Origin of the sequence: Sphingomonas sp. (assembly GCF_035910975.1) — a bacterium.
In the GTDB taxonomy this organism is placed as follows: Bacteria; Pseudomonadota; Alphaproteobacteria; order Sphingomonadales; family Sphingomonadaceae; genus Sphingomonas.
In genome coordinates, this window is record NZ_JAMHWM010000005.1 from 149,604 (window position 1) to 164,881 (window position 15,278).

The 15,278-nt window shown below is 67.6% G+C and carries 13 protein-coding genes; 11 read left to right on the top strand and 2 right to left on the bottom strand.

The annotated features are described in order from the left end of the window. Window positions 1-78: 78 nt before the first annotated feature. On the top strand, window positions 79-1,230 hold the full coding sequence (locus VYI76_RS00765) for a CaiB/BaiF CoA transferase family protein (protein ID WP_326522856.1): 1,152 nt from the start codon (window positions 79-81) through the stop codon (window positions 1,228-1,230). A 10-nt stretch (window positions 1,231-1,240) separates the two neighbouring features. Continuing rightward, window positions 1,241-2,452: a CaiB/BaiF CoA transferase family protein gene (locus tag VYI76_RS00770; protein WP_326522857.1), complete on the top strand. Its 1,212-nt coding sequence runs from the start codon at window positions 1,241-1,243 to the stop codon at window positions 2,450-2,452. Between the two features lie 17 nt (window positions 2,453-2,469). On the opposite strand, the gene VYI76_RS00775 is transcribed toward VYI76_RS00770, so the two are convergent. Next, complete coding sequence (locus VYI76_RS00775; protein ID WP_326522858.1) at window positions 2,470-3,369, bottom strand: LysR family transcriptional regulator; 900 nt, start codon at window positions 3,367-3,369, stop codon at window positions 2,470-2,472. Window positions 3,370-3,574: 205 nt separating this feature from the next. Here VYI76_RS00775 and VYI76_RS00780 point away from each other — a divergent pair, with 205 nt between their 5' ends. Genes VYI76_RS00780 through VYI76_RS00820 form a run of 9 tightly spaced genes read left to right on the top strand, consistent with a single transcriptional unit; the run spans window position 3,575 to window position 13,530 of the window. Next, entirely contained in the window at window positions 3,575-4,720 is a 1,146-nt protein-coding gene (locus VYI76_RS00780) for a thiolase domain-containing protein (protein WP_326522859.1), read from the top strand. 1 nt (window position 4,721) lies between these two features. Then, the gene (locus VYI76_RS00785) at window positions 4,722-5,126 is read left to right on the top strand and encodes a Zn-ribbon domain-containing OB-fold protein (RefSeq protein ID WP_326522860.1); all 405 of its coding nucleotides are present in this window, start codon (window positions 4,722-4,724) and stop codon (window positions 5,124-5,126) included. A 2-nt stretch (window positions 5,127-5,128) separates the two neighbouring features. After that, on the top strand, window positions 5,129-7,312 hold the full coding sequence (locus VYI76_RS00790; protein WP_326522972.1) for an acetate--CoA ligase family protein: 2,184 nt from the start codon (window positions 5,129-5,131) through the stop codon (window positions 7,310-7,312). Continuing rightward, complete coding sequence (locus VYI76_RS00795) at window positions 7,305-8,183, top strand: MaoC family dehydratase (RefSeq protein ID WP_326522861.1); 879 nt, start codon at window positions 7,305-7,307, stop codon at window positions 8,181-8,183. The genes VYI76_RS00790 and VYI76_RS00795 overlap by 8 nt, the downstream gene beginning before the upstream one ends. Continuing rightward, window positions 8,183-9,094, top strand: a complete 912-nt coding sequence (locus VYI76_RS00800) for an SDR family NAD(P)-dependent oxidoreductase (RefSeq protein ID WP_326522862.1) — start codon at window positions 8,183-8,185, stop codon at window positions 9,092-9,094. The genes VYI76_RS00795 and VYI76_RS00800 overlap by 1 nt, the downstream gene beginning before the upstream one ends. Window positions 9,095-9,129: 35 nt before the next feature. Then, window positions 9,130-10,314 (top strand): acyl-CoA dehydrogenase family protein, encoded by a 1,185-nt coding sequence (locus VYI76_RS00805; RefSeq protein ID WP_326522863.1) that lies wholly within the window; start codon window positions 9,130-9,132, stop codon window positions 10,312-10,314. Continuing rightward, on the top strand, window positions 10,311-11,423 hold the full coding sequence (locus VYI76_RS00810) for an acyl-CoA dehydrogenase family protein (protein WP_326522864.1): 1,113 nt from the start codon (window positions 10,311-10,313) through the stop codon (window positions 11,421-11,423). Before VYI76_RS00805 ends, VYI76_RS00810 begins: the two co-directional genes overlap by 4 nt. Before the next feature lie 2 nt (window positions 11,424-11,425). Beyond that, a complete protein-coding gene (locus tag VYI76_RS00815; RefSeq protein ID WP_326522865.1) occupies window positions 11,426-12,730 on the top strand; it encodes a spinster family MFS transporter in 1,305 nt (434 codons plus the stop codon). 41 nt (window positions 12,731-12,771) lie between these two features. After that, window positions 12,772-13,530 carry an SDR family NAD(P)-dependent oxidoreductase gene (locus VYI76_RS00820; RefSeq protein WP_326522866.1) on the top strand — a complete coding sequence of 253 codons (759 nt, stop codon included), beginning with the start codon at window positions 12,772-12,774 and terminating at the stop codon, window positions 13,528-13,530. 3 nt (window positions 13,531-13,533) lie between these two features. On the opposite strand, the gene VYI76_RS00825 is transcribed toward VYI76_RS00820, so the two are convergent. Then, complete coding sequence (locus VYI76_RS00825) at window positions 13,534-15,252, bottom strand: FAD-dependent oxidoreductase (protein WP_326522867.1); 1,719 nt, start codon at window positions 15,250-15,252, stop codon at window positions 13,534-13,536. Between the last annotated feature and the right edge of the window lie 26 nt (window positions 15,253-15,278).

Below are 15,278 nucleotides of genomic sequence, written 5' to 3' on the forward strand. Positions count from 1 at the left end.
GACACGGCCGATTGGCACTTGTCGATTGGATCAACCATTAGTATTATGACCGGCGATTTTCCAGGGAGCCATGGCTAGATGACCGCTGCACTCGACGGCATTACCGTTCTTGATTTCACCCAGATGATGAACGGGCCCTTCGGCACCCTGATGCTGGCGGATTACGGCGCCGACGTCATCAAGGTCGAGCCACCGACCGGCGACACGATGCGCAAGACCGGCGAGACCTTCATCGGCGACGATGCCGCATTCTTCATGACGCTCAACCGCAACAAGCGCAGCGTCGTGCTCGACCTGTCGCAGGAAGCCGACCGCGCAAAGGCGCTCGCGCTCGCGGCCAAGGTCGACGTCGTGGTCGAGAACTTCCGGCCCGGCGTCGCCGAAAAGCTGGGCATCGCGTACGAGGACATCAAGCGCGTCAACCCGGAGGTCGTTTACTGCTCGACCTCGGCCTTTGGTCGCGAGGGCGCCGATGCGCGACGGCCGGGCATGGATCCGGTCGTCCAGGCACTGTCCGGAATCATGCAGCTGACCGGCGACGAGCGTACCGGCCCGCTGAAGACCGGCATGCCCTATTGCGACCTCATCACCCCGCTGCTGTCGACGATCGGGCTGATGGCGGCGCTGTATCACAAGAAGGCGACCGGCAAGGGACAGTATGTCGAGCTGTCGATGATCGACGCGACGATCTTCAGCATGCTGCCGCGCGACGCCTATTACTTCGCGACCGGCGGCGAGACGCCGGGCCGCATCGGCAACGCTCACTGGCAGATCGTCCCGTACAACACGTACGAAACGAGCGACGATCGCCACATGATGATCATTGCCCACACCGACAAGTTCTGGCGCGAGCTGTGCACTGCGGTGGGCGCCGACGAACTGGGCGCCGATCCGCGGCTCGAGAAGAAGGCCGGACGGCTCGAGCATCGCGAGCTTGTCGATACGGGCCTGGCGGCGATCTTCAAGAGCAACACGCTCGATTACTGGAACGACAAGCTCGACGGCGCCGGAATCATGTACGCGCCGGTCCTGAGCTTCCCCGAGGTGTTCGAGGACGAGCGGGTGAAGCGCGACCTGGTGATCGAGCTCGACAATCCCAAGGCGAACAAGATCAAGGTCATCCGTAACCCGGTCAAGCTGTCGCTCACCCCGCCGACCACGCGCCGCCCGTTCCCGGTGCTGGGCGAGCATACCGACGAAGTGCTCCGCGAATTCGGGCTGGCAGACTGAGGAACCTTGCGTGAGTGCCGGACAGCCCAAGACGCCGCCGCTCCGCGGGATCAGGGTCCTCGACCTGTCCCGCGTGCTCGCGGCGCCGTTCTGCGCGATGACGCTCGGCGATCTCGGCGCCGAGGTGGTCAAGGTCGAATCGCCGCGCGGCGGCGACCAGACGCGCCATTGGGGTACGCCGGTCGAAGGCGGCGAGCGGACCTATTACCTGTCGATCAACCGCAACAAGCGGGCGATCGCAGTGGACTTCTCAAAGCCCGCCGGCGCCGCGTTGCTGGCCGATCTCGCCGCGCGCAGCGACGTGCTGATCGAAAACTACATGCTGGGCACGCTGGAACGCTATGGTCTGGGATATGACCAGCTGCGCGCGCGCAACCCCGGACTGATCTACTGCTCGATCTCGGGCTATGGCCGGACCGGGGCGGAGGCGCATCGTCCGGGCTACGACAGCGTCATCCAGGCGGAAAGCGGCCTGATGTCGGTGACCGGCCCGGCGGACGGCGAGCCGTACAAGGTCGGGGTGCCGGTCTGCGATATCACCGCCGGCATGTATGCGATCCAGGCGATTCTCGCCGCGCTGTTCCGCCGTGAACGGTTCGGCGAAGGCGAGGCGATCGACATATCGCTGTTCGATTGCACAATGGCGAACCACGCATCCGTGTCGGCGAATGCGCTGTTGCTCGAACGCGCGCCCGGTCGGTTCGGCAACAGCCATGCCGATATCCTGCCGCAGGGATTGTACGAGACCGCGACCGGGCCGATCGTCTTTCACGTCGGCAGCGACGAGCATTTCCGCCGCCTCGCCCGCGACGTGCTGGAGGATGCCGGCGCCGCCGACGATCCTCGTTTCGCGACCAATGAGGATCGGCGGCAGAACCGCGCGGCGATGGAGGCTTGGTTGACCGGGCACCTCGTCCGCCTGCCGCGCGAAGTGGCCATCGCCCGCCTGCATGCCGCTGGGATCCCGGCCGGACTGGTGCAGGACGTGCTAGAGGCGCTCGAATCGCCGGTCGCGAAAAGCCGCGGCATCGTGCAGGTGATGGACCACCCGACGGCCGGCGCGATCCGTACCGTCGCGTCGCCGCTGAAGATGAGCCGCAGCGAAACCGCGATCACCCGGCCGCCGCCGCTGCTGGGCCAGCACACGCGCGAGGTGCTTGTCGAACTCGGGCTCGACACTGCGGCGATCACGGCGCTGTACCGCGATCACATCGTCGCCTGATCGATCGTGGCAGGCGCTCAGTCGTCCGCCACGTGCATCGTCTCGGCGATCGCCGCAATCAGCTCGATCACGCGCAGCAACAGCGGATCGTCGTCCTCGCGCCGCCAGTAGACGCTGACGCTCGAGTGCGGGATATCCCCCTCGATCCCGCGATAGGTGATGCCCTTGATCGGCGTCGTGCTGGTCGCGCGCGGCACCAGCGCGACGCCGATCCCGGCCGCGACCAGGCACAGCATCGTGTGCATGTCGGTCGTCGTTTGCACCACGTTCAGACGGTCGTTCAACGGCACCGGCAGCAACCGGAAAAGATTGTCGTAATGGGTGTTGGTGGCCCGCGTCATCCAGATGAAGTCCTGCCGCGCGAGCCAGTCGGGCGTCACGGTGGCACCCGGTTCGGCAAGCGTGTCCGGCAGCGCGGCGACGAACGGTTCGTCGAACAGCTTGCGGGTGCAGAACAGCGTGCCTTCCATCATCCCGCGGATCACGGCGATGTCGATCGCGCCGTCGCGCAGCGCCTCGAACTGCTGCGGCGCCGTCATCTCGCGAAAATCGATGCGCAGGGCCGGAATATCGCGCCGGCACGCCCGGAACAGCTGCGGCGCGAGCAGGCTGATGATGGTGTAGATGGCCCCCATCCGCAAATGACGGATCTGCGGACCGTCGGTGGCGGCGATATCCTCGCTCACCTCCTCGCACAGGTTGATGATGCGGCGCGCGCGCTCGACCAGGATTTCGCCGGCCGGAGTCAACTCTACCTTGCGCTTCGTGCGGACGAACAGGGGCTTGCCTAACTGCCGCTCCAGGATCAGAATCTGCTGCGACAACGGCGGCTGGGCGATACCGACCTTGGCGGCCGCACGCGTGAAGTTGAGTTCTTCGGCGACGGCGAGGAAATATCTGAGCTGCTTGAGTTCCATCGTGCTGCCTTTCGACGCCGCCCTATCACGAACCGGCACAACCGCAAAAGTCAAAGGTTGATCCAAAGGATTTCGCTGTTATAGCTTGCGCGGCGAACGGGCGGCTGGTCCGCAGGGTCGCTGTCAGGATCACGGCCCGGAAGGAGCGGCGGCGCCAGCACGGCGATACCGGTCCGGCGCGGGCGTCGGAGGGAGCGGGTGCCGAATGGTCAAGGGTTATATCGCCGGCGCATATGAACACCCGACGCGCATGGCGACGGACAAGTCGGTGCCGCAGCTGCATGCCGAAGTCGCGCGGGGCGCGCTCGAGGACGCCGGGCTCACCATGGCCGATGTCGATGGCTATTTCTGCGCGAAGGTGCCGGGACTCGGCCCGATATCGATGGCGGAATATCTCGGGATCAACGCGCGCCACGTCGATTCGACCGACACCGGCGGATCGTCGTACATCCTTCATGTCTCGCACGCGCTGGAGGCGATCGCCGCCGGCAAGTGCAGCGTCGCGCTCATCACGCTGGCCGGTCGTCCGCGCGCGGAAGGCGCGGAGATGGTCGGCCCCAATTTCCAGGGCCCCGAGTTCGCGTTCGAGGCGGCGTACCGGCCGATGGTGCCCAACCTCTACGGCCTGGCGGCGGCGCGCCACATGCACGACTATGGCACCACCGGCGAGCAGCTCGCCTGGATCAAGGTGGCCGCGTCGCACCACGCGCAGCACAACGAGCACGCGCTGATGCGCAATGTCGTCACGGTCGAGGACGTGATGAACTCGCCGGTTATCTCCGATCCGCTGCGGCGGCTCGATTCGTGCGTCATCACCGACGGCGGCGGCGCGCTGGTCGTCGTCAGCCCGGAGGTTATGCGCTCGCTCAACCGGCCGCGCATCGCCGTCAAGGGCATGGGCGAGGCGGTGAAGCATGTGAACGGCGGCCATTTCGACATGACGTGGTCGGGTGCGCGCAAGTCGGGCGGCGATGCGTTCGCGGAGGCGGGCGTAACGCCGGCGGACATCAAATACGCGTCGATCTACGACAGCTTCACCATCACCGTGCTGATCGCGCTCGAGGATCTGGGCTTCTGCGAAAAGGGGCAGGGCGGCCGGTTCGTATCGGACGGCAACCTGATCTCGGGCGTCGGCAAGCTGCCGTTCAATACCGACGGCGGCGGGTTGTGCAGCAACCATCCCGCCAACCGCGGCGGCATGACCAAGGTGATCGAGGCGGTGCGCCAGCTGCGCGGCGAAGCGCATCCAGCGGTCCAGGTGCCGAACTGCGATCTGGCGCTGGCGCACGGCACCGGCGGCTGGATCGCCACCCGCCACGGTAGCGCGACCCTCATTCTGGAAAGGGAATAGAATGACCCCGGCGAGCATTCCGCAGAGCGCGCTGGCGCCGACCGTCAACCCGGAGACCAAGCCGTTCTGGGACGCGACGCTCGAAGGCAAGCTGCTGGTCGGCAACTGCGCCGATTGCGGCAAGGCGCATTTCCATCCGCGGCCGTTCTGCCCGTTGTGCTTCAGCGCGTCGGTGACGTGGGACGCGGCGAGCGGCAAGGGGACGATCTATTCGGTCAGCGTCCTGCGTCGCGGCGTCAAAGAGCCCTATGCGCTCGCCTATGTTACGCTCGACGAGGGCTGCATGATGGCGACCAACATCGTCGATTGCGATCTCGACGCGATCGGCATCGATGACAAGGTCGAGGTGGTTTTCGTGCCGACTGACGGCGAGGCCGCCATCCCCTTCTTCCGTCCCGCACGGTGACGATGGCGGAGGGCACGGGCCAGCGTCGCGGCGCCAGTCGCGCCGTCTATGGTCACGCCGACCTCGTCAGGCTGATTGAGCCGCGGTCGATCGCCATCGTGGGCGCCTCGCCCAAGCCTGGATCGTTCGGATCGCGCCTTCTGGCCAATCTGTCGGGGTATGACGGGGTCATTTACCCGGTGAACGCCGGCTATCAAACGATCGGCGACCTGCCGTGCCATCCCTCGCTGGCAGACTTGCCTGCCGTCCCCGACTGCGTGGTGATCGCAGCACCCCGCGATGCGGTGGAGGCGGTGGCGAAGGAGGCGGTCGAACTCGGCGTCGGCGGACTGATCGTCTATGCGGCGGGCTTCGCCGAAACCGGCGATGCCGACGACGCGGCGCTCCAGGCGCGGCTGGCCGCGCTGGTCGCGGGCACGCCGACGCGGCTCGTCGGGCCCAACTGCATCGGCATCTGCAATTTTGCGACCCACGCGAACATGACGTTCGGCCCGCTCCCCGTCGCGGTGACGTCGGCGTCGCATGCCGTCGCGATCGTCAGCCAGTCGGGCGCGCTGGGCCAGGGGATGGTGCAGGCGGCTGACCACGGGACCGCGATCAGTCACATGCTGACGTCGGGCAACGCCTGCGACGTCGATACCGCCGACTATATCAGCTATCTGGCGGAATCGACCGATTGCGGCGCGATCGCCTGCGTTTTCGAGGGCATGGCGGAGCCGGGTCGGTTGATCGAGGCCGCCGAGATCGCGCGCGCGGCGGGCAAGCCGCTGGTGGTGTTCAAGATCGCGACCGGCGAACAAGGCGCGGCCGCCGCCATGTCGCACACCGGCTCGCTCGCCGGCTCGAACCTGCTCTACAGCGCCGCGCTGCGAAACGCCGGCGCGATCCTCGTCGACGGGATCGAGGATGTCATCGAGACCGCGGCGTTCTTCGCCAAGGCGCCGTCGCCGCGCGGCAGCGGAGTTTCCGTCGTCTCGACGTCGGGCGGGGGCGCGATCATGTGCGCCGATTTCGCCGAGGCGCATGCTGTGCCGCTGCCACAGCCGTCGCCGTCCGCGGCCGAGGTGCTCAGCCAGTGGGTGCCGTCGTTCGGTTCGGCGCGCAACCCGTGCGACGTGACCGCGCAGGTGCTCAACAATCCGCAGGCGCTCGAGGCGTGCGGCAACGCGATCCTGGGCGACGACGGGGTCGCCGCGGTGATCTATCCGCACCCGGTCGCCTATGACGCCGCGACGCCCCGCCTGGCGATGTTCGGCGATCTCGCGTCGGCACACGGCAAATTCGCATGCGTCGTGTGGATGAATCACTGGCTGGAAGGCCCCGGTGCGGCGGAGGCGGAGAGCAATCCGCGCATCGGCCTGTTTCGCAGCATGGACAGTTGCTTCAACGCGCTGTCCTATTGGCTGCGGTCGGCGGACGCCCGGCCCGAAGATCCTGTCGCCACCGTCCCGGCGGGCGCGCGCGAACGGGCGGCGGCGTTGCTGGAGCGGGCAGGCGATGAACGCGTGGTAACCGAGACCCAGGCCAAGGAAATCCTGGCCGAATACCTGGTTCCGGTCGTCCAGGAACGTCTGTGCGGATCGGTCGCCGACGCGATCGCGGCGGCCGACGCCGCCGGCTATCCCGTCGTCCTGAAGGTCGAGAGCCCGGCGATCCCGCACAAGTCGGAGGCAGGCGTGGTCCGGCTGGGACTGGCCGACGCCGCGGCGGTGTCCGCCGCGTTCGACGAGGTGATGGCGAACGCGCATCGCGCGGCACCCGACGCGGTCATCAACGGCGTGATCGTCCAGCGGCAGGTCGAACGCGGCGTCGAGGTGATGGTAGGCGCCCGCATCGATCCGCATTTCGGCCCACTGGTGATGGTCGGCCTGGGCGGGGTGATGGTCGAGCTGTTCAAGGACACCTCTGTCGCGTTCGCGCCGTTCGGGATCGCGACCGCGCGGTCGATGCTGCTTGACCTGAAATCGGCACCCTTGCTGACGGGCTTCCGCGGCTCGGTACCGATCGATCTCGCATCGATCGCCGAGCTCATCTCGCGCTTTTCGCAGTTCGTAGCCGACTTCGCCGACGAGCTGAGCGAGATCGACATCAATCCCGTGATATGCGGACCGACCGGCGGAATCGCGGTCGATGCCCTGCTGATCCGCGCGGGCGGCGATGCACCGACGGTGCCCGGCCATGCTTGATCCCGAGGCGCTGCTGGCGCTGCGTACCGAGACCGAGCAGAGCTATACCGAGCGCGACAGCTGGATCTACGCACTCGGCCTCGGTCTGGGCGGCGATCCGGGCGACCTCGCCTATGTCGCCGCGCCCGATCCGCGCGCGCTGCCGACGATGGCGCTGGTGCTGGCCCAGGGGCCGAGCCTGATTGCCGACCCGCGCGCCGGGATCGATTTCGCCAAGGTGGTGCATGGTGCGCAATCGCTGACGATGCACCGCCCGTTGCCCGCCGCGGCAACGGTGTACAGCCGCGCGTCGGTCACCGGACTGGTCGACAAGGGCGAGGGCCGCGGGGCGATCGTATCGACCACTCGCGAACTCTACGACAAGGGCTCCGGCGAGCATCTGGCGACGTCGGTCCAGGAGGCGTTCTGCCGTGGCGATGGCGGCTTCGGCGGCAATGCCGGCGCTCCGGTCCAGGAATCGCCGCTGCCGCAGCGCGCTGCCGATTTCGTGGTGGCACTCCCGACTTCGCCCCGCGCGGCGCTGATCTATCGCCTCAGCGGCGATCTCAACCCGCTGCACTGGAACCCCGAACGCGCGACGTCGGTGGGCTTCGCGCGGCCGATCCTGCACGGTCTCGCCGCGTTCGGCATGGTCGGCGCGGCGCTGCTGCGCCAGTGCTGCGCGGAAGACGCGGTCCGCTTCCGCACTATCCGCGCCCAGTTCTCCGCGCCGGTCACGCCCGGAGAGACGATCGAGCTCAGCGGCTGGCATGAGGACGGCGCCGTCCTGTTCGAAGGGCGCGTGCCGGGACGCGATCGCCCGGTGCTGGCCGGCGGGCGCTTCACCGCCGACGGACTCGACCAACATATGATCAACGATGGAGAAGGCTGATGTCGCTGCTGGCGGGTAAGGTGGTTCTGGTCACGGGTGGCGGCAACGGCATCGGCCGCGCGATCGCGGTCGCGATGGGCGCGGCCGGCGCCCGGGTGGTCATCAACGATATCGGCGTGTCGCTGGAGGGTGCGGGCGGATCGAGCTCGCCCGCCGAGGAGACCCGCGCGATGATCCAGGAAGCCGGCGGCGAAGCGGTCATCACCACCGACAGCGTCGCCGAATGGGCCAGCGCCAAGCGCGCGGTGGATACCGCGATCGACGCGTTCGGACGGATCGATGCGGTAGTGAACAACGCCGGCATCCTGCGCGATGCGATCTTCCACAAGATGGACCCCGACGACTGGCAGCGCGTGATTCAGGTGCACCTGAGCGGCACCTTCTACATCAGCCGCGCCGCGGCCGACCATTTCCGCGCGCAATCGAGCGGGTCGATGATCCACATCACCAGCGGCACCGGCCTGATGGGCAATGTCGGCCAGTCGAACTACGGCGCGGCAAAGGGCGGGATCGCGGCGCTTTCGCGCTGCATCGCGCTCGACATGGAGCGCTACGGTGTCCGTTCGAACTGCATCTCGCCCTTTGCCTGGAGCCGGATGACCAGTTCGATCCCGACCGAGACCGACGCCCAGAAGGCGCTGGTCGCCAAGCTTCAGCAGATGACGCCGGACAAGAACGCGCCGCTCGCGGTGTTCCTGGCGTCGGATGCGGCCAAGGATGTCAACGGCCAGATCTTCGGCACTAGGATGAACGAGATCTACCTCTACAGCCAGCCGCGTCCGGTCGGGACCGTCCACCGTGCCGAAGGCTGGACGCCCGAGACGATCGCCGCGCACGCCATGCCCGCGCTGAAGCATGCGTTCATGCCGCTGGTGTCGAGCGCCAAGTACATCAACTGGGACCCGGTTTGAGCGACCGGCGGCTCGGCTTGGTGAAGGGATAGCAGATGGACCTGTCGCTCGACGAAAATGACGAGGCGTTCCGGCGCGAGGTGCGCGAATACATCGCGCAGAACCTGCCGGAGGATACGCGCGAGTGGATCCGGCTCGGCCGCTATCCGCGCAAGTCGGACAGTGTGGCCTGGCAGCGGATCATGAACCGCCGCGGCTGGGCGACCCCCGGCTGGCCGAAGGAACATGGCGGCGGGCTCGGCCCGATGGAGAAGCTGATTCTGGCCGAGGAGAATTATCTCGGCTGGGGACCGGAGCCGATCCCCTTCAATTCGTGGATGCTGGGGCCGATCCTGGCGCATTTCGGATCGGACGAACAGAAGCGCGAGTTCCTACCAAAACTCGCCGACGCCGACATCTGGTTCTGCCAGGGGTTTTCGGAACCCGGTTCCGGGTCGGACCTCGCCTCGCTCAAGACGTCGGCGGTGCGCGACGGCGACCATTATGTCGTCAACGGGCAGAAGATCTGGACCTCGACCGCGCATGTCGCCGACTGGATCTTCTGCCTTGTGCGGACGGATCCGGCCGCCAAGCCGCAGCGCGGCATCTCGTTCCTGCTGATCGATCTCAAGACGCCGGGCATCACCGTGCGACCGATCCATTCGATGGATCGCCACCCGCATCTCAACGAAGTCTTCTTCGACAATGTGCGCGTACCGGTCGAGAACCTCGTCGGAGAGGAGAACCAGGGCTGGACCTATGCGCGGTTCCTGCTGGGCCACGAGCGGGTTGGCATCGCGCGGCTGGGCAAGATCAAGGAGCGGCTGCGCTACGCGATCGAACGCGCGCGTGCGGTCCAGGCGGGCGGGCGACCGCTGATCGAGGACTCGCGCTTTCGCGAGCGGATCGCCGATCTCCAGGCCGATCTGCGCATGCTGGAGGTCACCCAGTTGCGCCTGCAGTTCGCCGAAAGCGGCGATCCCGACGGCTCCGGCACGTCGATGCTGAAGATCCGCGGCGCCGAGTTGCAGCAGGCGGTCTACGAACTGATCCACGACATCGCCGGCCCCGCCGGGCTGGAGGCGATCGACGTCGAGGACACCCCCGTGTTCGACACCGACGACACCGCATGGCCGTCGCTCGCGACGTCGGGCTACCTCCTGTCGCGCGCGATCTCGCTCTACGGCGGATCCGACGAGATCCAGCGCAACATCATCGCACGCTCGCTGGGGCTACAATGAACTTTGATCTCAACGACGACGAACGCCTGATCGCCGACAGCGTCAGCCGGCTGCTGGCGAAGGAATATGATTTCGCCAGCCGTGACGCGATCCTGAAATCGGGCGACGGCTGGTCGCGTGACGTCTGGCGGCAGTTTGCCGAGCTTGGCGTGCTCGGGCTGCCGTTCGATGAGGCGCACGGGGGCTTCGGCGGCGGCCCGACCGCGATCATGATCGTCGGCGAGGCGATCGGCCGGGTGCTGGCCCTCGAACCCTATCTGTCAACGGTGATCCTGGCGGGCGGCGCGATCGCGGCGGGCGCCAGCGACGCCCAGCGCGACCGTCTGCTGCCGGCCATCTTCGCCGGCGAGACGATCGTGGCATTCGCGCATGACGAAGCGGCGAACCGCGGTCGGATCGACCATGTCGAAACCAGAGCAACGCGCGACGGGGACGACTGGCGGCTGAGCGGGTCGAAGCTGCTGGTGCTGCACGGCGACGTCGCCGACCGGCTGGTCGTCACGGCGCGCGACGCGGAAGGCGCGGTGCGCCTGTTCCTCGTCGACGCCGCCGCGCCGGGCGTCAACCGGCGCGGCCACCCCTTGCACGACGGCCGCCGCGCCGCCGCGATCGACTTCGACGGCGCGGCGGCGGAGCCGCTCGGTGGAGAGAGTGACGGTGCAGCGGTGCTGGCCGATGTGCTGCAACGCGGTATCGCCGCGCTGTGCGCGGAAACGCTGGGCGCGATGGAGGCCTTTCTCGCGCTGACGCTCGACTATCTCAAGACGCGCGTCCAGTTTGGGCGACCGATCGGATCGAACCAGGCGCTGCAACACCGCGCGGTCGATCTGCGCATCGCGGTCGAGACGGTCCGCAGCGCGACGATCGTCGCGATCGACGCGCTGGCGAGCGCCGACGCCAAGGATGGCGCGCGCGCCATCGCGCAGGCCAAATATGTCGTCGGCAAGGCCGCGCGCCGCTTCGCACAGGAGGCGGTCCAGCTTCACGGCAGCATCGCGCTGACCGAGGAATATGCGGGGTCGCATTATTTCCGGCGGCTGATGACGTTCGAACATCTGTTTGGCGACACGCCAACGCAGCTGGCGACGTTGAGCGCGTCGGTGGAATAGGCGTGGCGACAGCACCAGCCACGCCGGCCTATCGCCGTTTCGTGCTGGCGATGCTGTTCATCGTCTTCACGCTGAACTATCTCGATCGCCAGATCATCGCGATTCTGGGACCGGCGATCAAGCAGGACCTCCACCTGTCGGATACCCAGCTGGGGCTGATGGGCGGCTTCGCCTTCGCGATCTTCTACACCGTGCTCGGCATACCGGCGGGCCTGCTGGCGGACCGGCGGAAGCGAACCGGGGTGATCGCGGGCGCCATCACCATCTGGAGCGGAGCAACCGCGCTGTGCGGCGCGGCAGTCGGCTTCTGGTCGCTGTTCCTGTCGCGCATGCTGGTCGGTGTCGGCGAATCGGGGGGCGTCACTCCCTGCTATTCGATCATCGCGGACTATTATCCGGCGTCCGAACGCGGCCGGGCGCTGGCGGTGTTCGCGTTCGGCATCCCGTTCGGGTCGGCACTGGGACTGTTCATCGGCGGGGTCGTGGCGGCCACGTTCGGGTGGCGCGCGACGTTCGTCATCGTCGGGCTGGTCGGCATCTTCTTCGCGCCGCTGTTCTACAAGTCGGTCCGCGAGCCGGTACGCGGCGCGATGGATCCGCCGCGCGCGGCTGCTGCCGCCACCGAGCCGAAGGTCAGCCTGCGGGGCACGCTGGCGATCGTGCGCGGCAAGCGCAGCTTCTGGCTGATGGCGTTTTCCGCCGGGATCATGTCGATGCTCGGGTTCGGGATGGCCTTCTGGCTGCCCAGCTTCTTCGTCCGCGAGCGGGGGCTGACGCTGATCGAGACGGCGCAGGTGATGAGCGTGCTGACGCTGGCGGCCGGCGTCATCGGCATGAGCGCCGGCGGATTGCTGTCGGATCGCTTCGGCTCGCGCGATCGCCGGCATTACGGCAACCTGCCGGCGATCGTCGCGCTGCTCGCCCTGCCGTCGATGCTTGTCGCGATGACCAGCGACAGCCTGACCGTGACGATCGCCGCCCTGCTGATCCCGATGATCGCGCAACAATTCTGGGTGCCCGGCATCCTGGCGGCGATGACGAGCGTGCTGCCGGCCCGCGCGCGGACCAGCGGATCCGCGGTGTACGCGCTGGTCGTCAACCTGATCGGCCTGGGATGCGGGACGGCGGCGATGGGTGTGTTGTCGGATCATTTTGTCGCGAGCAACACTGCCGAGCCGCTGCGCCACGCGATGATCTATGCCGCGATCGTGATCCTGCCGATTGCGGCGGTGCTGTTCCACGTCGCCGGTCGGTTCATCGAACGCGACTGGGAAAGCGCGCCCATTGCGCCCGCCGACGGGCAATGACCGTTCCATCATCAATGCCGACAGGCCTGGGAGACCTTCACATGACGGACGCGCGCACAGCCATCGTGACCGGAGCCGCGCAGGGGCTGGGCCTGGCGATCGCAAACGGCCTGGCCGCGTCCGGCCATCATTGCATCCTGCTCGACCGCTCGGATTCGGTCCATGCCGTGGCGCAAGGGCTGTCGAGCCCATTGGGCACCGCCGAGGGGCACGCGGTCGATGTGACGGATTATCCCGCGGTCGCCGCCCTGGTCGCATCGGTGATCGCCGAGCACGGGCGCATCGACGTCCTCGTCAACAACGCCGGCATCAACCCGAAAAATCCCTCTGGCGGCATCTTCGAACTGCTCGAGATCCCGCTCGAGGGCTGGCGGCACGTCGTCGATGTCAATCTGAACTCGGTATTCCACCTGTGCGTACAGGTGCTTCCGCACATGCAGCGGCGCAACTGGGGGCGGATCATCAACATCTCGTCGCGCACCGGGCGGACGTATACCGGCACGGCGGCGGCGCATTACGCCGCGACGAAGGCAGGGGTGATCGGGCTGACGCGGCAGATCGCGGGCGAGATGGGGCGTCACGGAATCACCGCCAACTGCATCGCGCCCGGGCCGATCACCTCGCCGATGAGCACCGCCGACGGCGGCCAGGGCATCGCTCGCACCGCATCGCGCGGGCCGCTGGGGCGAGTCGGCGCGCCGGAGGAGATCGGCGCCACCGCGCAGTTCCTGGCGTCCGATGGCGCCGCCTACATCACCGGCGCGATCATCGACCTCAACGGCGGCACGTTCATGCCGTGATCGTCAGGCGGCGACGGGCTCGCCCGGCAGGTCGCCCGCGATGTGGCGCGCGGCGACATAGCCGAAGGTCATGGCTGGGCCCAGCGTGATGCCCGCGCCCGGATAGGCGCCGCCCATCATGCTCGCCATGTCGTTGCCGACCGCATACAGGCCGTCGATCGGGCTGCCGTCGGCCCGCAGGACACGGCCGTAGCGATCGGTCGACAGGCCCTCGAACGTCCCAAGATCGCCGATCCGCAACTCGACGGCATAGAAAGGGCCTTTGACGATCGGCGCGACATTGGGGTTGGGCTGGTGTTCGGCATCGCCCAGATAGCGATTGAAACCGGTCGATCCGCGGCCGAACGCGGCATCCTCGCCATGTGCGGCGCCGGCGTTGAACGAGGCGATCGTCGCCTGCAGCGCGTCGGCATCAACGCCGATCCTTTGGGCGAGCCCGGCGATGCTGTCGGCACGCACCAGATACCCGCTGCGCAGGTACAACTGGATCGGCATCGGCGCGGGCTTGGCGAAGCCGATGCCGTATTTCCGAACGGCGCGGTGATCGGCGATCAGCCATGCCCTGGCCGTGTCGGCGGCGCCGCGCGCCGCCTGCATCGCCGCGCCGACGTCGTGATAGGAGTGAGATTCGTTGACGAACCGGCGGCCGGCGGCGCCGACCATGATGAAGCCGGGCTTGTAGCGATCGACCAGATGGGGAAACGCCAGCGGGGTCGGGCCGGGCACGCGCGACACCGGCATCCAGGCGGCCGCGTTGGGATAGTCGCCGGCAAAGGCCGCGCCGGCGCGTTCGGCCATGTCGATGCCGTCGCCGGTCACGCTGTCGGGAACAGGCGACAGGTGCGGCGTGCCGGGGCCGAGATGGGCATAGCGTTCGGCGACGCGCGCGCCGTCACGGGCGAACCCGCCCGACGCCAGGATGACCGCGCGACCGGCGCGGAACGTCCGGTCCCGACCATCGATCGAAGCGATCACCCCCGTGACGGCACCATGCTCGACGATCAGCTCGCGCACGTCGGCGCCGGTGACGATCTCGATTCCTAGGTCGAGTACCGAGCGGGCGAGGCGGGCAGCCAGCGCGTTGCCGCTGGTCAGCTGCACCCCGCGCCGGTGGCGCAGCAGATGCGCCATGTGGACGGCAAGCCGCTTCGCGACATAGCCCGCCGATTTCAGCGACCGCGTGACGTTGTAGAAATGCTTCAGGTCGGTGTTCGCCGAATTGAACATCATGCCCAGAAAGGTGATCGATCGCAGCGGCGGGCGCAGGCGGTGCAGGTCGCGCCCCAGCCGGCGCCCGTCGAACGGCGCCGTCGTCACCGATCGCCCGCGCTGGACGCCGCCGGGCGCCTCGGGATGGTAATCGGGGTATTCGGATGGCTGGAAGCGGACTTCGCTGTGCGCTTCGAGATAATCGAGCATTTCCGGGCCGTGCCGCAGGAACATGTCGGTCACGTCCTCGCGGTACCGGTTTCCGGCCTCGTGCCGCAAATAGGTACGGGCGGCGTCGCTGCTGTCGGCGATTCCGTTGCGTCGGGCGTGGCTGTTTCCCGGAATCCACAGCACCCCCCCGGAAAAGGCGGTGGTTCCGCCGAACACCGGCGCCTTTTCCAGAACGATCGGGCGGAGGCCCGCGTGCGCCGCGACGATCGCCGCGGTCAGACCGGCGGCGCCAGCGCCGACGATCACCACGTCATGGGTCGAATTGTCCGGCGTCGCCATCATGTCTCCGGCCAGATGGTCCGGATCGC